General features: G+C 70.2%; 20 protein-coding genes. 9 read left to right on the top strand and 11 right to left on the bottom strand.

Translation table 11 applies throughout. From position 1 onward, the window contains the following. Positions 1-58: 58 nt before the first annotated feature. The 6 genes from tsaE to ACIBX3_RS05235 all read right to left on the bottom strand — a co-directional run bounded on the left by tsaE (position 59) and on the right by ACIBX3_RS05235 (position 6,107). Entirely contained in the window at positions 59-517 is a 459-nt protein-coding gene (tsaE, locus tag ACIBX3_RS05210; protein WP_397113265.1) for a tRNA (adenosine(37)-N6)-threonylcarbamoyltransferase complex ATPase subunit type 1 TsaE, read from the bottom strand. Beyond that, entirely contained in the window at positions 517-1,566 is a 1,050-nt protein-coding gene (locus ACIBX3_RS05215) for an alpha/beta fold hydrolase (RefSeq protein WP_397113267.1), read from the bottom strand. The genes tsaE and ACIBX3_RS05215 overlap by 1 nt, the downstream gene beginning before the upstream one ends. Before the next feature lie 14 nt (positions 1,567-1,580). After that, complete coding sequence (alr, locus tag ACIBX3_RS05220; RefSeq protein WP_397113269.1) at positions 1,581-2,720, bottom strand: alanine racemase; 1,140 nt, start codon at positions 2,718-2,720, stop codon at positions 1,581-1,583. 106 nt (positions 2,721-2,826) lie between these two features. After that, positions 2,827-4,278 carry an NAD(P)H-hydrate dehydratase gene (locus ACIBX3_RS05225; RefSeq protein ID WP_397113271.1) on the bottom strand — a complete coding sequence of 484 codons (1,452 nt, stop codon included), beginning with the start codon at positions 4,276-4,278 and terminating at the stop codon, positions 2,827-2,829. Positions 4,279-4,333: 55 nt separating this feature from the next. Then, entirely contained in the window at positions 4,334-4,684 is a 351-nt protein-coding gene (locus tag ACIBX3_RS05230; RefSeq protein WP_397113273.1) for a holo-ACP synthase, read from the bottom strand. A 13-nt stretch (positions 4,685-4,697) separates the two neighbouring features. Then, complete coding sequence (locus tag ACIBX3_RS05235) at positions 4,698-6,107, bottom strand: PhoX family protein (RefSeq protein ID WP_397113275.1); 1,410 nt, start codon at positions 6,105-6,107, stop codon at positions 4,698-4,700. Positions 6,108-6,282: 175 nt separating this feature from the next. Between ACIBX3_RS05235 and coaA the strand changes: the two genes are divergently transcribed. After that, the gene (gene coaA, locus ACIBX3_RS05240; RefSeq protein ID WP_397113401.1) at positions 6,283-7,185 is read left to right on the top strand and encodes a type I pantothenate kinase; all 903 of its coding nucleotides are present in this window, start codon (positions 6,283-6,285) and stop codon (positions 7,183-7,185) included. Here the strand turns inward: coaA and ACIBX3_RS05245 are convergent. Further along, the gene (locus ACIBX3_RS05245; protein WP_397113277.1) at positions 7,157-7,291 is read right to left on the bottom strand and encodes a hypothetical protein; all 135 of its coding nucleotides are present in this window, start codon (positions 7,289-7,291) and stop codon (positions 7,157-7,159) included. The genes coaA and ACIBX3_RS05245 overlap by 29 nt on opposite strands. 63 nt (positions 7,292-7,354) lie before the next feature. On the opposite strand from ACIBX3_RS05245, the gene ACIBX3_RS05250 reads away from it, so the two are divergent. From ACIBX3_RS05250 to ACIBX3_RS05270, 5 genes are read left to right on the top strand one after another with little or no spacing between them, the layout of a single operon-like run. Then, the gene (locus ACIBX3_RS05250; protein ID WP_397113278.1) at positions 7,355-8,281 is read left to right on the top strand and encodes a DUF389 domain-containing protein; all 927 of its coding nucleotides are present in this window, start codon (positions 7,355-7,357) and stop codon (positions 8,279-8,281) included. A 40-nt stretch (positions 8,282-8,321) separates the two neighbouring features. Next, positions 8,322-9,230 carry an ABC transporter ATP-binding protein gene (locus ACIBX3_RS05255; RefSeq protein WP_397113280.1) on the top strand — a complete coding sequence of 303 codons (909 nt, stop codon included), beginning with the start codon at positions 8,322-8,324 and terminating at the stop codon, positions 9,228-9,230. Continuing rightward, positions 9,223-10,080, top strand: coding sequence for an ABC transporter permease (locus tag ACIBX3_RS05260; protein WP_397113282.1), 858 nt, complete (start codon positions 9,223-9,225; stop codon positions 10,078-10,080). Before ACIBX3_RS05255 ends, ACIBX3_RS05260 begins: the two co-directional genes overlap by 8 nt. Further along, complete coding sequence (locus ACIBX3_RS05265) at positions 10,077-10,991, top strand: ABC transporter ATP-binding protein (protein WP_397113283.1); 915 nt, start codon at positions 10,077-10,079, stop codon at positions 10,989-10,991. Before ACIBX3_RS05260 ends, ACIBX3_RS05265 begins: the two co-directional genes overlap by 4 nt. Then, positions 10,992-11,705, top strand: coding sequence for an ABC transporter permease subunit (locus tag ACIBX3_RS05270; RefSeq protein WP_397113285.1), 714 nt, complete (start codon positions 10,992-10,994; stop codon positions 11,703-11,705). Positions 11,706-11,737: 32 nt separating this feature from the next. On the opposite strand, the gene glmM is transcribed toward ACIBX3_RS05270, so the two are convergent. From glmM to rplM, 3 genes are read right to left on the bottom strand one after another with little or no spacing between them, the layout of a single operon-like run. Continuing rightward, positions 11,738-13,084 carry a phosphoglucosamine mutase gene (gene glmM / locus ACIBX3_RS05275; protein ID WP_397113287.1) on the bottom strand — a complete coding sequence of 449 codons (1,347 nt, stop codon included), beginning with the start codon at positions 13,082-13,084 and terminating at the stop codon, positions 11,738-11,740. Next, positions 13,085-13,606: a 30S ribosomal protein S9 gene (rpsI, locus tag ACIBX3_RS05280; RefSeq protein WP_397113289.1), complete on the bottom strand. Its 522-nt coding sequence runs from the start codon at positions 13,604-13,606 to the stop codon at positions 13,085-13,087. A gap of 26 nt (positions 13,607-13,632) precedes the next feature. Continuing rightward, positions 13,633-14,076 carry a 50S ribosomal protein L13 gene (rplM, locus tag ACIBX3_RS05285; RefSeq protein WP_397113291.1) on the bottom strand — a complete coding sequence of 148 codons (444 nt, stop codon included), beginning with the start codon at positions 14,074-14,076 and terminating at the stop codon, positions 13,633-13,635. 385 nt (positions 14,077-14,461) lie between these two features. Here rplM and ACIBX3_RS05290 point away from each other — a divergent pair, with 385 nt between their 5' ends. From ACIBX3_RS05290 to ACIBX3_RS05300, 3 genes are all read left to right on the top strand, one after another. Continuing rightward, entirely contained in the window at positions 14,462-15,151 is a 690-nt protein-coding gene (locus ACIBX3_RS05290) for a CAP domain-containing protein (protein ID WP_397113293.1), read from the top strand. Positions 15,152-15,175: 24 nt separating this feature from the next. Further along, complete coding sequence (locus tag ACIBX3_RS05295) at positions 15,176-16,039, top strand: hypothetical protein (RefSeq protein ID WP_397113294.1); 864 nt, start codon at positions 15,176-15,178, stop codon at positions 16,037-16,039. Positions 16,040-16,202: 163 nt separating this feature from the next. Continuing rightward, a complete protein-coding gene (locus tag ACIBX3_RS05300) occupies positions 16,203-18,617 on the top strand; it encodes a hypothetical protein (RefSeq protein WP_397113296.1) in 2,415 nt (804 codons plus the stop codon). On the opposite strand, the gene truA is transcribed toward ACIBX3_RS05300, so the two are convergent. Then, entirely contained in the window at positions 18,585-19,460 is an 876-nt protein-coding gene (truA, locus tag ACIBX3_RS05305; RefSeq protein WP_397113298.1) for a tRNA pseudouridine(38-40) synthase TruA, read from the bottom strand. The genes ACIBX3_RS05300 and truA overlap by 33 nt on opposite strands. Positions 19,461-19,494: the final 34 nt, after the last annotated feature.

The raw sequence follows: 19,494 nt of genomic DNA on the forward strand, positions 1-19,494 counted from the left end.
TTACATCATTGGCCTGGTACGTCAAGGGTGCCAGCTTTACCGGGGATTGATCGAGATTTTAACCTTCGAGCCGATCAACCGGCGTGTCGGTCCACCGCGGGCCGACCCCGCGCAGCGTCACGATCCTCGCCTCGTCGCCTGCCTCCCGGTCGATGTGGATCTCCAGCCGGTCCTCGGCCAGCCCTTCGACCAGGCCTTCGCCCCATTCGACGACGGTGACGGACTCCTCCAGGGAGGCGTCCAGGTCCAGGTCGTCCACCTCCAGGTCGCCGCCGAGCCGGTAGGCGTCGGCGTGGACCAGCGGCGGGCCCTGGCGCAGCGACGGGTGCACCCTGGCGATCACGAACGTGGGCGAGGTGATGGGGCCGCGTACCTTGAGCCCTTCGGCGATGCCCTGCACGAGCGTGGTCTTGCCCGCGCCGAGCGGCCCGGACAGGACGATCAGGTCGCCGGCGCGAAGGTGCCCGGCCAGGCGGGCGCCGTACGCGCGCATGTCCTCGGCGGTCGCGGCCCTCATTACAGCTCCACCCTCTTCACCAGGTCGCGCAGCGCGTCGTTGACGACGCCGGGGCGCTCCATCTGGATCAGGTGCGAGGTGTCGGGCACCTCGGTGAACTGGGCCTTGGGCAGCGCGGCCGCGATGGCCTTGCTGTGGTCGGGCGGGGTCAGCCAGTCCCGGTCGCCGACCACGATCGCGGTCGGGACCGGGTCGAGAACGTCCAGCGCGGACAGTTTGTCGTGGTTCATCAGAGCGGGGTAGAAGTCGGCGAAGACCTCGGTCGGGGTCGCCCTGATCATCGACTCGGCGAAGTCGACCACAGTGGGGCTGATGTTCTTGGAGTCGCCGAAGCCCATGTAGCGGGTGATCAGGAAGGCGATGTCGCTGCCCGCGTGGCGGGTCCTGTCGACCAGCGATCCCCGCTTGCCCAGCATCGACACCGTGGAGGGGGCGACCTTGTGCACGACCTTGGACACCATCGCCGGCAGGCCCAGCGTGAGCTCGGCCAGCTTGCCCGCCGAGGTCGCGATCAGCGCCACGGCGCGGATCTTTTCGCCGAACAGCGCGGGGTGACGGTCGGCGAGCGCCATGATCGTCATGCCGCCCATGGAGTGGCCGACCAGCACGCACGGGCCCGGCACGAACTCCTCGATCACCTCGGCCAGATCCTCGCCGAGCCGGTCGATCGTGCTGTCGTCGGCGCGGGCGCGTTGCGAGCGGCCGTGCGAGCGCTGGTCCCACAGCACGATGCGGTAGTTCTCGCGCAGGTCCTTGCGCTGGTAGTGCCAGGACTCCAGGTTGAGGCAGTAGCCGTGACAGAACACGATCGTCAGCGGCGCGTCCTCGGGGCCGTCGATCTCGACGTGCAGCGCCACCCCGTCGGAGGTGACGAGCGTGCGCTCCCTGCCCCGCAACTCGCCGAACGGCTCGCTGGCCTCGGTGTCGGGGCGCAGCCTGATCCGGCCGACCGCGTAGCGCTTGGCCAGCGCCGCCGCGGCGACACCGGCGGAAGCCGCGCCGACGATCGCGCCGGCGATTCCTACCCTGCGCCGTGTTGTCGTCGTCATCTCCCCGATCCTTCTTAGGCCCGACCCTCATAAACCCGCGGCACCCGCGAGCCGATCCTGGTCACGATCTCATGCGTGATCGTGCCGAGAGTATCCGCCCACTCCTGAACGGTCGGCTCGCTCCTGTCACCAGGCCCGAACAGCACGACCTCGTCCCCCGCCGCGAGTGAGTCGTCGCCCATGTCGATCATGAACTGGTCCATGCACACCCGGCCGGCGATCCGCCTGCGGCGCCCGCCCGCCAGCACCTCGGCCCTTCCCGTCGCGGTCCTGAGTATGCCGTCGGCGTAGCCGAGCGGGATGAGTCCGAGCGTGGTCTCGCGGTCGGTGGCGTAGAGGTGCGCGTACGAGACGCCCGAGCCCTCCGGGACCCGCTTCACCAGCCCCACCTGGGCCGTGAGCGTCATGACCGGCCGCAGGCCGAAGTCGCCGAGCTCGGGGATCGGGCTCAGGCCGTACATCGCGATGCCGGGCCTGACCAGGTCGTAGCGGGCGGCGGGGAGGGTCATGGTGGCGGCGGAGTTGGCTATGTGCCTGATCACGTGGGAGCCGGCCGCGCCTGCCCGCTCGGCCAGCTTGAGAGCCGTCTCGAACGCCTCCAGCTGCTGGTCGATCGACGGATGCCCGGGGATGTCCGCGCAGGCGAAGTGCGACCAGACGCCGACGATCTCGACGACGCCCTCGGCGCGCAGCTCCATCGCCCTGGCCAGCAGCTCCGGCCAGGCGGCGAGCGGGGAGCCTCCCCTGCTCATGCCGGTGTCGGCCTCCAGGTGCAGCTTCACGGTGCGGCCCGTACGCCGCGCCGCGGCCTCGATCTCACCGAGCAGCCGCTCGTCGGCCGCCGACAGCTCGACGTCCTGCTCCAGCGCCTCGTCCAGCGGCTCGTCCGGGGTGATCAGCCAGGACAGGATGGGCGCGGTCACGCCGGCCTCGCGCAGCGCGAGCGCCTCCCTGACGAACGCGGTCCCGAGCCGGCTCGCGCCCCCCTCCAGCACGGCCTCGGAGCACGGCACCAGGCCGTGCCCGTACGCGTCGGCCTTGACGGCGCCCATCAGCTCCGCGCCGCCCGCCCGCTCCTTGAGCAGGGCCACGTTCTGCCTGATCGCGGCCAGGTCCACCCGCGCTTGTGCGGGCGTGGCCTTCGGGGAGTACATCCTTCTAGTGTGGCAGCTCACGCCCGTGGTCGAGCGCGATTCCCACCCCAAGCCCCCGCCCCGCCCCGGCGCGTCGGCGAGGCGGGCGTCGGGACAGCCGGGGCGGTCAGGGGTTGTCGGCGCTCACCGCGCGGATGGCAGCCGGAATCGCCGTAGCCACGTCCGCCGCCGTGAGCGGGGCGCCGTCGGCGGCCAGCCGGCCGGCCACCCCGTGCAGGTACGCCGCACACGACGCCGCGTCGTAACAACTCAGTCCCTGGGCGAGCAGCGCCCCGGCGACGCCGGACAGCACGTCGCCGGTCCCGCCTGCGGCCAGCCAAGAGGTGCCGGTCCCGTTGACGCGTACCGGCCTGGACTCCTCGGCCACCACCGTGGTCGAGCCCTTGAGCAGCACGGTCACCCCGAGCTCGGCCGCCGCCCGCCGGGTGTACTCCAGCCGGGCCGCCTCGATGTCGTCCCGATCGGCGCGCAGGAGCCGCGCCAGCTCACCGGCGTGCGGCGTGATCAGCGTCGGCACGCTCCGGAACAGCAGCGACCGCTCCTTGGCCACGAGCGTCAGCCCGTCGGCGTCGATCAGCACCGGCACATGGGATTCGAGCACCCTCGCCGCCACCTCGTGCGCCCAGTCGTCGGTGCCGAGCCCCGGCCCGAGCACCCATGCCTGCACCCGCCCGACGTCCTCGATCGAGGGCCGCTCCAGTTGCGTGATCACCGCCTCCGGCCAGTGCGCGCGTACCTGGGCCACGGGCGCGGACGGCCCGGCGTACCGGACCATGCCCGCCCCCGCCCGCAGCGCCCCGCCCACGGCCAGTACGGCGGCGCCGGTGTACAGATCGCTCCCGGCCGCCACGCCCAGCACGCCTCTGCGGTATTTGTCCGACTCCTTGCCCGGACGCGGCAACAGGATGTCCACATCACCGGCGGTCAGCCCCGCGACGTCCGGGTCGGGCAGGTAGGACCCGAGCCCGATGTCCACCAGCTCGATCGTCCCCGCGCAGGCGGCGCCGGGATCGACGAGCAGCCCCGTCTTGTACGCCCCCATGGTCACGGTCACCCGGGCGTGGACCGCCGTCCCGTGCACCTGACCGCTGCTCGCGTCCACGCCGCTCGGCACGTCCACCGCGACGATCGGGGCCCGGGCGGCGTTCGCCTCCTCGACGAGCTCCCGGTACGGCTCCCGCAGCGCCCCCGTCGCCCCGATCCCGACGAGCCCGTCGACGATCAGGTCGGCCCCGTCGAGCGCCGCCGGGTCGGCCACCCGCCCGCCGGCCCGCCTGAGCGCCTCCAGCCCCGCCTCGTGGGTCTTGGACCCGGCCAGGATGGCGCCCACCCACGCCCCGCGCCTGGCCAGGCGCTCGCCGGCGTAGAGGGCGTCGCCACCGTTGTCGCCGCTGCCGACGAGGAGGACGACGCGTTTGCCGTACACCCTGCCGAGCAGGTCGGCGCAGACGGCGGCGAGCCCGGCGGCGGCCCGCTGCATGAGCGTGCCGGGCGGCAGCTTCGCCATGAGCACGTGCTCGGCGGCCCGGATCTGGTCGGCGGTGTAGGCGGTTTTCATGGCCTCACTCCGTTCGGCTGCTCGGTCGCCACATGCCGTCGCGCATGATCCGAAGCTATCCCTCCGCGATCACATAGGCCACGGCCACGCCCGCGTCGTGGCTGAGCGAGAGGTGCCAGCGTTTGACCCCGAGCTCGTAGGCGACCTCGGCGGCCTTGCCGGTGACCCGCAGCTCCGGCTTCCCGAGTTCGTCGCAGCGCACCTCCGCCTCCAGGTGCCCCAGCCCCTTGGGCGCGCCGAGCGCCTTGGCGACGGCCTCCTTGGCGGCGAACCTGGCGGCCAGCGAGTGCACCGGCAGCGGCCTCTCCACCTCGGTGAACAGCCGCTCGCGCAGGTGCGGCGTGCGTTCGAGCGCCGCCTCGAAGCGGGCGATGTCCACGATGTCCACGCCGATGCCCAGGATCATCGTCCCAGACTACTTAGAAGAGCCCGCGCTCCCACGGACCCCAGATGGCGAAGGATCGGCCCTGCTTGGCCTGGACGTTGACGTACAGCGTGTGGCCGCCGGGCCCGAAGGTGGAGCCGGCGAACTCCGCGCCGGCGTCGTCGGGGATCGGCACCAGGCGGCAGAAGTCGAAGATCTGCCCCGACCTGGTGAGCCCGCGCAGGTAGTTGTCGCCCTCGCCGTCCTCGCACAGCACCAGCGTGCCGCGCCTGCTGACGGTCACGTTGTCGGGCAGGTCGAGCGCCGAGGCGCGCGGCGACTCGTAGACGAGCTTGAGCCGGCCGCTCCACGTCTCGTACCCCCACACCTGGCCACGCCCCTTGCCGAACCCGGAAGGCGGCGGGTCGGCGGGGTCGGTGTCGCCGCCCTGGGTGGAGACGAAGTAGATCGTGCCCTGGTGGAAGACCGCACCCTCCAGCCTGGAGAAGATCGCCGCCCCCTTGGCCCGGCCCTGCCGGCCGACGGCCTGCACGACCTCGTCGTTGGACGGCTTGCCTTTGAAGTCGGGGTCGGGGTCGTCGATGTCCACCCACGTGGTGGCGTACGAGGCGCCCGGCTCCTGCCCCAGGGACAGGTCCTTGCCCCTGGCGCCCTTGACGGCGAGCATCTGCAGCCGGCCGCCGTCGAGCAGCTTCCCGGCCAGGACCGGGTGCTTCGGCGGCAGGTACCGGTAGAAGCCGGACGGGAAGGCGAAGTTGTCCTCGGTCAGGTAGATGGCGCCCGACGACGGGTCGAACGCCGCCGACTCGTGCGGGAACCGGCCCGCCGACCTGATCGGCCTGGCCGTGGCCGCGCGGGCGACCGGGACCTCGAAGATGTAGCCGTGCTTCTCGGTGAGCTTGGAGTTGTCGGAGCCGGAGAAGTCGTCGGCCACGTCGGGGCCGTTGACCGTCTCCTCGCAGCTCACCCAGGCCCGCCACACCATGGGGCCGCCCGAGCAGTTCATCATGGTGCCGTTGAGCGAGGGCGCGCTTTTGATCACCTCGCCGTAGCGGCTGACCCGCAACGTCGAGGTGCCGCCACCGGCCATCGGGTCGTAGGCCCTGTCCTTGTCGCCGAACGCGCCGACCGGTCCGTTGACCTCGTGGTTGCGGATCAGGATCGCGCTCCCGCCGGGACCCGAGAACGCCGCCATGCCGTCGTGCCTGCCCGGCACGGTCGACCCGTCGCTGAACTTCTCCCCCGCGGCGCTGAACGAGCGGTATTTGAAGCCCTCGGGCAGGTGCAGCCGCACCTTGCCGTCACGCAGGTCGCGTACGGGACGCAGCTGCCCGTACCCGCTGGGCGCCGGTTGGGCGCCCCCCTGGGTTCCGGCACACGCGACCCCGGCGAAGGGCCCCGCGACACCCATGACGACGTTGGAGATGAAGCGACGGCGGTCCACAACTCGTGACAGTAGCCGCCCGCCCACCCTCACCCAACGATTTCGCCAAGATCGATGTGTATTCCCCGAACTGAGTCTCGGTAATCCCACGTCTTTATCCACAGGCTGTGGACATACCCCGATGAACGCCCGCTTTGTTCGCCGTCGCTACGCTGCCTAGGTGAATAACGGCTACGTGGAACTGAGCAGGGAGCAGTGGAGCGACCTCCGCAAGAACACGCCCTTGACTCTCACCGCAGAAGAGCTGGAAGAGCTGCGAGGCGTCGACGACCCCATAGACCTCACCGAGGTCACCGACATCTACCTCCCGCTGACCCGGCTGCTCAACCTGCACTTCACCGGATCCAAGCAGCGCAGCAGCGTGCTGAGCGCGTTTCTCGAGCATTCCGAGCAGCGCGTCCCGTACATCCTGGGCATCGCGGGCAGCGTCGCGGTGGGCAAGTCGACGACGGCGCGCCTGCTGCACACGCTGCTGGCCCGCTGGCCCGAGCACCCGCACGTGGAGCTGATCACCACCGACAGCTTCCTCTACCCGAACGCGATGCTGGAAGCCAAGGGGATCATGCATCGCAAGGGCTTCCCGGAGAGCTATGACCGGCGGGCGCTGGTCAGGTTCGTGGCGGAGGTGAAGGCGGGCGCGGCCGAGACGAAGGCGCCGGTGTACAGCCACCTCGAGTACGACATCGTCCCCGGCGCGGTCCAAACGGTGAGAAGTCCGGACATCCTGATCATCGAGGGCCTCAACGTCCTCCAACCCGCCCCGCCCACCTCCCTCGCCGTCAACGACTACTTCGACTTCTCCATCTACGTCGACGCCAAGGTCGAGGACATCCGCACCTGGTACGTCGACCGCTTTCACAAACTCCGCCGCACCGCCTTCGAGGACCCGAAGTCGTACTTCCGGTACATCGCGGACATGTCCTACGAGGAGGCCACCGCCTTCGCGGTCAACGTCTGGCGCGACATCAACGAGCGCAACCTGGTCGAGAACATCGCCCCGACGAGGGGCCGCGCCGACCTCGTACTCAAGAAGGACGTCGACCACTCGGTCAGGCGGGTACGGCTTCGCCGTACCTGAACACCTCCTGGAACAGATAGCGAGCGAACCTCCCCCCGCACTCCTGGTCGTCGATGTCGGCGAACCAGCAGTCCTCACCGTGGTCATGGCACATGAACCGGGTCATGTGAGGCAGCCTCGGATACGCGTATCAAAACACCGTCAACATCTGATCGACGACAATGGGTGAGTGCTGCATCTCCGACTGATCACCCCGGCCGCTCGCACCGAGGAAGTGACGGCGGTGTTGGAGGACTGCCCCGGCGTCACCAACATCATCGTCCTGGCCGGCGCGGGTCACGAGCCGAAGGGCGACGTGATCCTGTGCGACGCGGCCAGGGAAGCGGCCAACGAGGTGATCGGCCGGCTCGACTGGCTGAAAAGCGAGGGCTCCATCGCCGCCGAGCAGGTCGACCTCTCGCTCTCCAAGGTCGCGGCCGACGCGATCGAGGAGGCGCCGGGCGACCCCGACGACGCGGTGATCTGGGAGGAGCTGGCGCAGCGGGTGTCGGCGGACTCCCGTATCACGTGGGCATACCTGGCGTTCCTGGCCGTCGCCACGCAGATCGCCGGAATCGGCATCCTGCAGAACTCGCCCATCCTGATCGTCGGCGCGATGGTGCTGGGGCCGGAGTTCGGTGCGGTCGCAGCGATCTGCTTCGGCCTGCTGCAGGGCAGGTGGGCCCTCATCGTGACCTCACTCAAGACGCTGGCCGCCGGCTTCGCGGTGGCCATCGCGATCACTTTCGCCTGCGCGCTGGTGTCCAACTGGCTCCGCTGGATCGGAGATGCCAACCTCGTCACGAACGCGGAGGTCCAGTTCATCGTCAAGCCGGACAAATGGTCGTTCATCGTGGCGCTGCTGGCCGGCGTGGCCGGGGTGCTGTCGATCACGGCAGGCAAGTCGTCGGCCCTAGTCGGCGTCTTCATCTCGGTCACCACCGTGCCCGCGGCCGGCTATGTGGCCGTCGCCTTGGCACTGGGTCACTGGGACGAGGTCCTGCCCTCGGTCGCGCAGCTGGGGGTCAACATCGCCGGCATGATCATCGCGGGCACGGCGACGCTCCTGGTCCAGCGGAAATTCTGGCCTCAAGTAGGACGACGTTCATCCCTATGACCGAGGCCACAGCCCTGATCGCACGGGTAGGGTCCGGCACATGCACATCCTCGCCACCGAGGGGCTGACCAAACGCTTCCCCACCGTCACCGCGGTCGACCAGCTCACGGTCACCGTCGGTCCCGGAGTCACCGGGCTGGTCGGGGCGAACGGCGCGGGCAAGTCGACGCTGATCAAGATCCTGCTCGGACTGCTCCCGCCCACCGGCGGCGCGGCGCGCGTGCTCGATCTGGACGTCACCTCCCAGGGCGCCGAGATCCGCAGGCTCGTCGGCTACATGCCCGAGCACGAATGCCTGCCCCCCGACGTCTCCGCCACCGAATTAGTCGTCCACCTCGCCCAGATGTCCGGGCTGCCACGCACCGCCGCCCGCGAACGCGCCGCCGACGTGCTGCGCCACGTCGGCCTGGCCGAAGAGCGCTACCGTGCCGTCGGGGGCTACTCCACGGGCATGAAGCAGCGGGTGAAGCTGGCCCAGGCCCTCGTCCACGACCCCAAGCTGATCTTTCTCGACGAGCCCACCAACGGGCTCGACCCGCGCGGCCGCGACGAGATGCTGGCGCTGATCAGGCGCATCGGCACCGAGTTCGGCATCAGCGTGCTGGTCACCTCCCACCTGCTGGGCGAGCTGGAACGCATCTGCGACCACGTGATCGTCATCGACGCCGGGCGGCTGCTGCGCTCCTCGGCCATCGGCGAGTTCACGCAGGCCACGGAGACGGTCACGGTCGAGGTGGACGAGGGCCTGGAGCCGCTGGCCGCCCGGCTGACGGAGGACGGGCAGACCGTCTCGCAGCAGGGCCGCATGCTGGTGGTCAAGGTGCTCGGCCCCGGAACGTTCGACGCGATCCGGGACGCCGCCGTCGACCTGGACCTCTGCCTGATCCGCATGGAACAGGGACGTCACCGCATCGAGGACGTCTTCAGGGAGGAGGTCGCAGGTGTCTGAGATCTACGACATCGGCTACCGGCACTACGACGGCCCCCGCCTGGGTCGCGGCTACGCGGTCAGGGCGCTGACCCTGCACAGCCTGCGCGGCGTCTTCGGCCTCGGCCGCCCGGCGCGCAGCAAGATCATGCCGTTCGCCCTGCTCACCGTCATGCTCCTGCCCGCCGTTGTGACCATCGCCGGGATGGCCCTCGCCCAGCAGCGCCTCATCCCCTACAGCGCCTTCGCGGTCATCATGCAGGCCGTGGTAGCGATCTTCCTGGCCTCGCAGGCGCCCACCGTCGTCGCGCCCGACCTGCGCCACCGCGTGCTGCCGCTCTACCTGTCGCGCCCCGTCTCCGTCTTCGAGTACGTCGGGGCCAAGCTGTCCGCGATGACCGCGGCGCTGTTCGTGCTGGTGGGTCTGCCGCTCACGCTGATCTATGTGGGCGAGCTCGTCGTGGACATGCCGGGGCCGCCGGCCACCGGTGAATACGTCGGCTCCATCGTCATGGCCCTGGTGCTGGCGCTGCTGCTGTCGGCGTACGGCCTGTCGCTGGCCTCGTTCACACCGCGGCGCGGGCTCGGCGTGGCCTCCGTGATCGTCGTCTACCTGCTGTCGTCGGCGTCCGTCCCGATGATGTACGGCGTGCTGGCGGAGACGGGCAACAAGTCCGGGGCCGCCTGGGCGTGGCTGCTGAACCCGTTCTGGCTCGTCGACTCCGTCCAATCCTGGCTGTTCGGCACGCCGCCGCACTCCATCGAGGGCGACTACCCCAACGGCCCCGCCTCGGCGGTGATCCTGGTGGTGCTGATCGGCATCGGCATGGCCGCTCTCGCGCTGCGTTACAGGAAGGCGGCCGCGCAATGAAGATCGAGCTCTCGCAGGTGTCCCGCTGGTACGGCAACGTGGTGGCGGTCAACGATGTGACGATGACGATCGGCCCTGGCGTCACCGGCCTGCTCGGCCCCAACGGCGCGGGCAAGTCGACGCTCCTGCACATGATGGCGGGCTTCCTGGCGCCGTCGGGCGGCACAGTGACGCTGGACGGCGCAAAGGTCTGGAAGAACCACCACATTTACCGAAATATCGGCCTGGTTCCGGAACGGGAGGGTGTGTATGGGTTTCTGACCGGCTGGCAGTTCGTGCTCTCCGCCGCCCGCCTCCACAGGCTCTCCGACCCGGTCGAGGCGGCCCGCAAGGCGCTGGCCACGGTCGAGATGGAGGAGCCGAAGGACCGGCGTGTGGAGACGTACTCGAAGGGCATGCGCCAGCGCGTCAAAGTGGCCGCTGCGCTGGTCCACGACCCGCCGGTGCTCCTGCTCGACGAACCGTTCAACGGCATGGACCCGCGCCAGCGCCTGCACCTGATGGACCTGATCCGCGCCATGGGCACGGCAGGCAAGACCATCCTGTTCAGCTCCCACGTCCTGGAGGAGGTCGAGCGGGTCGCCCAGCACATCGAGGTGCTGGTGGCGGGACGGCACGCGGCGTCCGGCAACTTCCGGGAGATCAGGCGGCTGATGACCGACCGGCCCCACCTGTTCATGATCCGCTCCAGCGACGACAGGAAACTCGCCGCAGCCCTCATCCGCGACCACTCGGCCGGGGGCATCACGCTCCGCCCCGACGGCATGGAGGTCCAGGCCATCGAGTTCCGCCGCTTCGCCCGGCTCCTGCCCAAGCTCGCCCAGGCGGAAGGCGTACGCCTGCACCAGGTCTCCCCGGCGGACGAGGACCTGGAAAGCGTCTTCTCCTACCTGATCAACAGGAGCACCTGAATGAATACCGTGGTCGCGGGCATCACCTACCGCGCTCTGCTGGGCCGTCGCCGGATCATCCTGCTCCTCCTGCTGCCCCTGGCCCTCGTCGGCCTGGCCGTGTTGTTCCGCCTCCTCGGCGAGGCCGACCAGGACACGGCCGTCGTGCTCATGAAATTCTCCATCGGCACCGTGCTGCCGCTGCTCGGCGTGATCGCGGGCACCGGGGTCATCGCCCCGGAGATCGACGACGGCACCATCATCCACCTGATGTCCAAGCCGATCTCCCGCCCGCTGATCATCCAGACGAAGTTCCTGGTGGCGGCGTCGGTGCTGGCCTTGTTCGGCGCCGTGCCGACATACTTCGCGGCCTGGCTCCTGGTCAGCAACGAGGACGGCATCGCCGCGGGCTTCGCACTGGGCGCCCTGGTGGCCGGCATCGCCTACGCCGCCGTCTTCCTGCTGCTGGGCGTCGTCACCCGGCACGCGGTCACGATCGGCGTCATCTACGCACTGGTGTGGGAGACCGTGGTGGGCGGGTTCATCACAGGTGCGCGAAAGTTCTCGATCCAGCACTGGGGCACGACGATCGCCGACCAGATCTCGGCCTCGCCGTTCCTCAAGGCCGACGTCACGCTGAGCTTCGCCATACCGGCCCTGCTCGTCGTCACCGTCGGCGGCGTCCTCTGGGCCGGTCAGCGGCTGCGGGTCTTCTCGCTCACAGGCGACGAATAAGCCCGCGGGGGCGAACCCCCGCGGGCTTCAATTCAGATGCACGCCTTGCGGACCACGTCCGCGAGGCGGTCCGCCACCTGCGTGGCGTGCTCCTCCGACGCGGCCTCGACCATGACCCGGATCATCGGCTCGGTCCCGCTCGGCCGGATCAGCACCCGGCCCGTCTCGCCCAGCTCCGCCTCGGCCTCGGCCACGGCGGCTACCAGTTCGGGGACGGAGGCCTTGCCCTTGTCCACGTCCTTGACGTTGATCAGGATCTGCGGCAGCGGCGTCATCACCGAGGCCAGCTCCGTCAGCGGCACCCCGGCCTTGGCCACCACGCCCATCAGGTGGAGCGAGGTGAGCAGGCCGTCGCCCGTGGTGGCGTGGTCCAGCATGATGACGTGGCCCGACTGCTCGCCACCCAGGTTGTAGCCGCCGGACTTCATCCGCTCCAGCACGTAGCGGTCGCCCACCGCGGTCTCCACCACGGTGATGCCCGCGTCGCGCATCGCCAGCTTGAAGCCCAGGTTGGACATCACGGTCGCGACCACGGTGTCCTTGGACAGCATGCCCTCGCCGTGCATGGCGGCGGCGAGGATGGCCATGATGTGATCGCCGTCGATGATCGCGCCCGTGTGGTCGATCGCCAGGCAGCGGTCGGCGTCGCCGTCGTAGGCCACGCCCAGGTCCGCGCCGCGCGACACGACCACCTGCTGGAGCTTGTCCAGGTGGGTGGAGCCGTGGCGGGCGTTGATGTTGAGGCCGTCCGGCCGGGCGCCGATGGCCTCGACCCTGGCTCCCGCCCGCACCAGCGCCTCCGGGGCCACCATGTGGGCGGCGCCGTGAGCGCAGTCGACCACCACGTTCAGCCCGTCGAGCGAGGCGTTCATCGTGGTCAGCACGTGCGAGATGTAGCGGTCGGCCTCGCCGTACGCGTCCCGCACGCGGCCCACGCCCGAGCCGACGGGGAAGCTCCAGTCCTCGCCCAGCCGCCGCTCGATCTCGTCCTCGACCGCGTCGGACAGCTTGAAGCCGCCCTTGGCCAGGAACTTGATGCCGTTGTCCGGCGCCGGGTTGTGCGAGGCCGACAGCATGACGCCGAGGTCGGCGCCGAGCGCGGCCGTGAGATGGGCGACGGCAGGGGTGGGCAGCACGCCGAGGCGCAGCACATCCACTCCGGACGCCGCGAGGCCGGCGACCACGGCGGCCTCGAGGAATTCCCCCGAGGCACGCGGGTCCCGGCCCACGACCGCTACCGGACGGCGTCCGGTAGCGGCGAACGCGCCTGCATCGCCGAGGACGTGAGCCGCCGCGACCGCCAGGTCCATGGCAAGCTCAGCTGTGAGGTCGCGCCCCGCGACCCCACGTACCCCGTCGGTGCCGAAAAGGCGCCCCACTTAGCGCTTGCTGTACTGCGGAGCCTTACGGGCCTTCTTGAGGCCGTACTTCTTCCGCTCCGTGGCGCGGGCGTCACGGGTGAGGAAGCCGGCCTTCTTCAGCGGCGGGCGGTTGACCTCGACGTCCAGGATCGACAGGGCGCGGGACAAGCCCATGCGCAGCGCGCCGGCCTGGCCGGTCACGCCGCCGCCGTCGATGCGCGCGATGACGTCGAACGCCTCTTCGGCGCCGAGCACCACGAAGGGCTCGTTGACGATCTGCTGGTGGACCTTGTTGGGGAAGTAGGCGTCCAGCGAACGACCGTTGATCGTCCACTTGCCGGTGCCGGGGACGATGCGCACGCGGGCGATCGCCTCCTTGCGGCGGCCGGTGCCGTACGAGTTGCCCGTGGTGACGGGCTTGCGCACGGGTGCGTCGGCGCTGGCGGCGGACTCGGTGGTGTATTCAGACGGGAAGTCCTCGCTGGAGACCTCTTCCAGCTCAGGCTCGACGGCCGTCTCGACACCAGTGGGCTCAGCCACGGTTCTCCTCTAACTCTTTCGTACTACTACTGGGCGATCTGGGTGATCTGGAACGGCACCGGCTGCTGCGCCTGGTGCGGGTGTTCGGAACCCGCGTAGACCTTCAGCTTCTTGATCATCTTCCGGCCGAGGGAGTTCTTGGGGAGCATGCCCTTGACGGCCTTCTCGACGGCCTTGTCGGGCCGCTTCTCCATGAGCTCGCCATACGAGACGGAACGCAGACCGCCCGGGTAGCCCGAGTGGCGGTAGGCCTTCTTCTGCTCAAGCTTGTTGCCGCTCAGCGCGATCTTGTCCGCGTTGATGATGATGACGAAGTCACCGGTGTCGACGTGGTTGGCGAAGATCGGCTTGTGCTTGCCGCGGAGCAGGGTCGCGACGTGGCTGGCCAGCCGGCCCAGCACGACATCGGTCGCGTCGATGACGTACCACTGACGCTGGACGTCGGCGGGCTTCGGTGAGTACGTGCGCACGGTCGTAGCCTTCTTTATGCTCGCGTCTTCGGCGCTGTCGGATGCGACAGCTACATTGGTCGGTCGGTGCGGGCACACGGCAGCCCGGACCTTCCGTCTCCACAGAACGGGAGATGACGCCGGACGCGCCGCGCATTGGTCTCGCTGGACCTATGCACACAACGAACGATTAGGCTACCCGCCCTAAGGCGTGCAGGTCAAAAGACCGGTAACCTCGGACGAGTCTACCCGACGCAGAACGGTTCGATTTCGTTTCCCTGGGACCCCTTCTTTCCCAGGACCAGACATCTCTATCGTTGACTGCGGTATGTGGCAGAACTCTCACACCCGGCCAACCCAGCGGGGCGCTCGGCGCCGGAGTCATCTGGGTGTGTTGACCTGCCTCATGGCGGCGGTCCTTTTCACCGGCGTGCTCATCGGCCGGATCACCGACGATCCTCAGCAGAACGCCCACATCTACCTCAACGGCACCGCCCCGCCCGCCGCCGCCACGGCCCACCCCGCGCCCACGACGGCGAAGACGGCGTTGCAGCAGTTGGAGAGCATCCCGCGAGAGGTCACGACCAAGAGGGCCCCGCGCGGCACGGCCACTCCCCGGCCCACCGGCAAGACGCCGGACGACCAGATCGCGGGCTTCGACGCCCAGGACGACCCCGCCCAGGTGTTCACCGACGAGGGGTCTTCCGTCGCGGTGATCCGCGGCATGGCCTCGAAGGTCGTGTCCCTCACCAACGCCGCCAGGTCCAAGTTCGGCTGCGGGCCGCTCAGGGTGGACGGAGGGCTCATGCGCTCGGCGCGTACGCACTCGCTGGAGATGGCCAAAATGGGGCAGCTCTCGCACAACTCCCCCGACGGCGCCTCCCCGTGGGACCGCATGGAGCGCGCCGGATACCGCTACGGCGCCGCCGAGAACATCGGCGCCGGCTACAGCACCGCGGAAGAGGCGGTACGCGGCTGGCTCGACAGCCGCGACCACCGCAAGAACATCTTGGACTGCCGGCTGAAGGCCATCGGCGTCGGCGTCGCCTCGGGCCCCAACGGGCCATGGTGGACCCAGGACTTCGGAACCCAGTGACGCGCATCAGGGTAATGTCGCCGCATGGTTTCCAAAGGCAGTGCGGAACGTGAAACCGGCACGGAGAGCGCCAGCCCCCGCCGCTCCCGCAGGGAACGCGCCGCCGACGACCCCGAGAAGGCGCCGCAGAGCGGCAGCAACAGCAGGATCGGCTGGAGCCCGTACGACGAGGGACCGCGCTCGCGCGCGCCGCTGTGGTTCGCGATCGGCGGTGTGGCGGTGCTCGGGCTGCTCGGCGGCGGCATCGCGGTGATGTGGAACATGAAAAGCCCCAGCACCGCCGCCGAGACCGCCACCCGCCCCACGTCCGCCCCGCTGCCGTCCCCCCCTCCCGGCAAGTACGGCTTCGCGGCCGACCGTTCCACGGACCCCGAGCCGATCACGGTCAAGGAGATCTTCGGCGCGAAGAAGAAGTTCACCTTCTCCGGCCGCGGCTACGAGATGACGATCACCAGCAAGGACAAGAAGTGCACCGACGGCGCCCTGGGCGACAAGCTGCAGAAGGCGCTCAAGGCCGGCAAGTGCAACCAGTTCGTCCGAGCCAGCTTCCGCGACAAGGCGGGCAAGGTGATCGGCACGGTCGGCGTGGCCAACCTCACGACCAGCAAGACCGCGGGCGCGGTGGCCAAGAGCGGTGACCAGAAGAACTACGTGAAGCCGCTCAAGGGTAAGGACAGTGTCACCAAGTTCCTCGGCGCGGGCGCCGGCGGGGCCAAGATGTGGACGCACGGACACTACGCGATCATGGTCTGGTTCCAGAACAAGGACGGCACCAAGCCCGACAAGAACGGCACCAAGCGGGTTTCCCAGGCCATCGACGACATCACCAAGGCGACCATATTCAAGGCCCTGGACAACAGGACGCTGACGGGCAGCCCGTTGACGTAGCTGAGATGGGTCCATAGCGAAGCGAGGACATCCATCTCAGTCCGCCGAGCACCGCTCGGCCAAAGGGATACGGCATGCCTTAAGGCCCCAAACCGGATGCCGGATGCCACTGGGAACGCCCATACCGACCTAACGATCTCGCTCCTCTCGCTAGGCTCGCCCTATGCGTGGCCAGGAACCCGGGTCTGAGCACGATCGCAGGGAGGCCGACGGTACGGCCCGACCTGCGACGCCACCGCCGAGCTTCGGCCGGACCAGCGGACAAGACGTTCCACCGGCGTTCCCTCCTGCCGAGGAGGCGGACGACGGCGAGACGCGTACCGTCGTTCCCGTACTCAAGGGACCGCCTCCCGGACTGCCCGACCCGCAGCCGGGCGACGCGCAGCCCTGGGAGGTGCCGGACGACGACGCGGCCCCCTACGACTGGTTCGCCGACGACACCGACACCGACCCCACGTTGGCGAGCCGCGCCCCGGTGCTCTACTCGCGCGCCGACCGCGGCCTCCCCGCACCACCGCCGAACGCTCCCCGATCCGCCTCCACGGACTCGGCACCGGCCGAACAGGCGCCCGCGACCTCCTCACCGGCCGAACGTATGCAGGCGGCCCTCTCACCGGCCGAACGTATGCCGGCGGCAGCCTCCTCGCCAGGAGACCGTCCTCCGGTAGGCGCCTCTCCGGCCGAACCCGGCGCCGAGGGACCTGTGGCGGCCGAAGGCCCCGCAGCGGGCTCTCCGTGGGCCGGACGCGGGGCGGCCGCCCCTGGGGCGGCCGAGCAGCCGCAGCCGGGTCGCGAGCAGGCCGGCGAGCAAGCACCGACGGGCGGGTCGCTCTCCGAAACCCCATGGCCGTCGGAGAGCTCATGGGCGGGGCAGAAGGCCGCCGACAGCCCCTGGGCGAGCCCGCTCCAACCGGGCCAGGCCGACGAGGAGCAAGCAGACCGCGGACCGGCCGAGCCGGTGAACGCGCTGCCGCCGTGGCCGGTCGAGCCGGTGGTGCCCGGTGCGCCACCGTGGGACCCGCCGCCCGCGTTCACCGCCGCGGCCGCGGGCATGCCGGTGTGGCCCGGCCCCGATCCACACGCCATGCCGCCGTGGCCGGCCGCGACGGGCGAACTGGTGGCCGAGCCCGACGCCGACGAGCCGGACGCCCCCGGCTTCGACCCGAACGCCACCGAGCCGGAAGGCATCACCCGCCCGGCCCACTATTTCGACCCAGAGGCCGCAAAACGCGACGCGGCCCAGCAGCGGGCCCCCCAGCCCGGCATCGCCCCCTCCGGCATCTCACAGCCGGCTCCGGCACAGGCCGCGGCCGCTGCCACTCAGGCGAGCACCACCGAACCGGCGGCCGCCGAGCCGGGAAGCACTCAGCAGAAAGCCGCCGCCCAGGAAACCAGCCCCGGCATCACGCCGGACGAAACGACCCAGCAACGGACCACCGTCCCCCTCGCCGCCCCTGTCGCCTCGGAGCACGAGGACACTCGCCCGGTCGCCCGTGAAGACGCCGCGCCCGGCACTTCGATGCCGCGGCAGGAGACCGGGCAACCGGCCCACTATTTCGACCCGAAGGCGGCCGAGCACGACCAGCCCCCGACCGGCCCGGCCTCCCTGTTCGACCCGAACGCCACCACCCCGGCGACCGTCCGCCCTCCGGAGCCCGGCGACGTCCCGGTCTGGCCGCCCCTTCCCCCGGCCGGCCAGAAGCTCCCGGACCTTCCGTTCTCCAGGGAATCCTGGGGCCAGAGATCATCGACCGCCCTGGACCTGCCGACTCCGCCCCAGGGCACCGGTCCGGCGTTCCCGCCTGGAGCGTTCAAGCAGCCACCGTTCCAGACCCCGCCCCCGCCCCCAGCCCCACCGGGCAAGAGCAAGCGCGCCCTCCTGGTGACACTCGGCGCGCTGGCCCTGGCCGGCGTGGCGACGGGAGGCTTCTTCGCCTACCAGGCGGTGAGCAAGCCCGCGGCCACCACGGCCGCCTCCCGCGGCGGCACCACCGCCCCCTCCACGCCTGCCGAAGTGCCGGAGTCGACGCCGACCGACCTCCCCGGCGCGTCCGTGCTCAACTCGGAGCAGACCGACCCGCAGAAGCTGTCCCTGTCGGAGGCGTTCCCGAAGAAGAAGGTCAGTGCGGCGGGCACGACGTTCACCAGGGTCAAGGCCGGCATGGAGACGACCTGCGACAAGGCCGCCACGGGCGCCTTCGCCGAGGCGCTGAAAGAGCAGAAGTGCAGCCGGGTGCTCCGTGCCACGTACGTCGACAGCAAGCGCCGCTACGCCGTCACCACGGGCATCGCCGTGCTGCCGACCAAAGACGCGGCCACGGCCGCCGACCAGGCGAAGAACCTCAGCAAGAACGTCTGGTTCCGCCCCCTGCCCGGTGCCGCCGGTTCGGGCGGCGAGCGCGTGCACATCGCCGGCGGCTACGCGGCCGGCCTGGTGTGGGGCAGGTACATCGTCTTCAGCTACGCCACCCACGCCGACGGCCACACCCCGGCGGTCAAGGAGAAGACGCTGCCCAAGGTCAGCGGCGCGTTCCGCGACCAGACCTCACTCGTCCTGGAGCGCCGCGTCACCGACTGAGAGCGTACGGACCCGCCGCGTGGACTCGGCCCGCGCGGCGAGCTCCGCCTCCAGCGGGTAACCGACCTCCTCCAGGCACAGCCCGTGAGCGGGCGCCACGTGCACTCCGGAGTCGCGTACGGCCCGGACCAGCACCTCGCCGGGCCACTCCACCGGCCGCCGCCCGTCGCCCGCGGCCAGCAGCGACCCGACCAGCGCCCGCACCATCGAGTGGCAGAACGCGTCCGCCACGACGGTCGCCACGAGCACCCCGTCGAGTTCGCGCACCCATTCCAGCCGCTGCAGTTCCCTGATCGTGGTGGCCCCCTCGCGCTTCTTGCAGAAGGCCGCGAAGTCGTGCTCGCCCAGCAGCCGCGCCGCCGCCGCGTTGAGCGCACGGAGGTCCAGCGGCCGGTTGTGCCAGACCACCTCACGCCGCCGCAGCGGGTCGACGCCGCCCACCGCATCACTCACCCGGTAGGCGTACCGCCGGAACACGGCCGAGAACCGGGCGTCAAAGCCCTCAGGAGCCACCGAGACCCGATAAATGCGTACGTCTGGGGGCAAGACCCCACCCAGCCGCCGGACGAGCGCAGAGAGCCGCTCATCCACGCCCAGCGGCCCCCGGTTCCCGTCCAGCTCGGCCAGCGACCCCTCGGGCACGTCCACGTGAGCGACCTGGCCTCGCGCGTGCACCCCGGCGTCGGTACGGCCGGCCACGGTCAGCATGGCGGGTTCGCCCAGGCGCAGAATCCGGCCGAGCGCCTGCTCGATCTCGCCCTGGACCGTACGCCGCCCGGGCTGTCTGGCCCATCCGGAGAATTCGGTCCCGTCGTACGCGAGGTCGAGGCGGAGCCGTACCACGATGATCCTCCTAACCGAAAAGGGCCCGAACCCC

The sequence above is a fragment of the Nonomuraea sp. NPDC049480 genome (assembly GCF_044465905.1).
Classification (GTDB): domain Bacteria; phylum Actinomycetota; class Actinomycetes; order Streptosporangiales; family Streptosporangiaceae; genus Nonomuraea.

Coding starts and splice junctions, on each gene's coding strand:
- ACIBX3_RS05255 (WP_397113280.1), top strand. CDS start 8,322: ATGCACATCCTCGCCACCGAGGGGCTGACCAAACGCTTCCCCACCGTC.
- alr (WP_397113269.1), bottom strand. CDS start 2,720: ATGTACTCCCCGAAGGCCACGCCCGCACAAGCGCGGGTGGACCTGGCC.
- ACIBX3_RS05300 (WP_397113296.1), top strand. CDS start 16,203: ATGCGTGGCCAGGAACCCGGGTCTGAGCACGATCGCAGGGAGGCCGAC.
- tsaE (WP_397113265.1), bottom strand. CDS start 517: ATGAGGGCCGCGACCGCCGAGGACATGCGCGCGTACGGCGCCCGCCTG.
- ACIBX3_RS05230 (WP_397113273.1), bottom strand. CDS start 4,684: ATGATCCTGGGCATCGGCGTGGACATCGTGGACATCGCCCGCTTCGAG.
- ACIBX3_RS05225 (WP_397113271.1), bottom strand. CDS start 4,278: ATGAAAACCGCCTACACCGCCGACCAGATCCGGGCCGCCGAGCACGTG.
- ACIBX3_RS05290 (WP_397113293.1), top strand. CDS start 14,462: ATGGCGGCGGTCCTTTTCACCGGCGTGCTCATCGGCCGGATCACCGAC.
- ACIBX3_RS05265 (WP_397113283.1), top strand. CDS start 10,077: ATGAAGATCGAGCTCTCGCAGGTGTCCCGCTGGTACGGCAACGTGGTG.
- ACIBX3_RS05245 (WP_397113277.1), bottom strand. CDS start 7,291: ATGACCCGGTTCATGTGCCATGACCACGGTGAGGACTGCTGGTTCGCC.
- ACIBX3_RS05215 (WP_397113267.1), bottom strand. CDS start 1,566: ATGACGACGACAACACGGCGCAGGGTAGGAATCGCCGGCGCGATCGTC.
- ACIBX3_RS05270 (WP_397113285.1), top strand. CDS start 10,992: ATGAATACCGTGGTCGCGGGCATCACCTACCGCGCTCTGCTGGGCCGT.
- ACIBX3_RS05295 (WP_397113294.1), top strand. CDS start 15,176: ATGGTTTCCAAAGGCAGTGCGGAACGTGAAACCGGCACGGAGAGCGCC.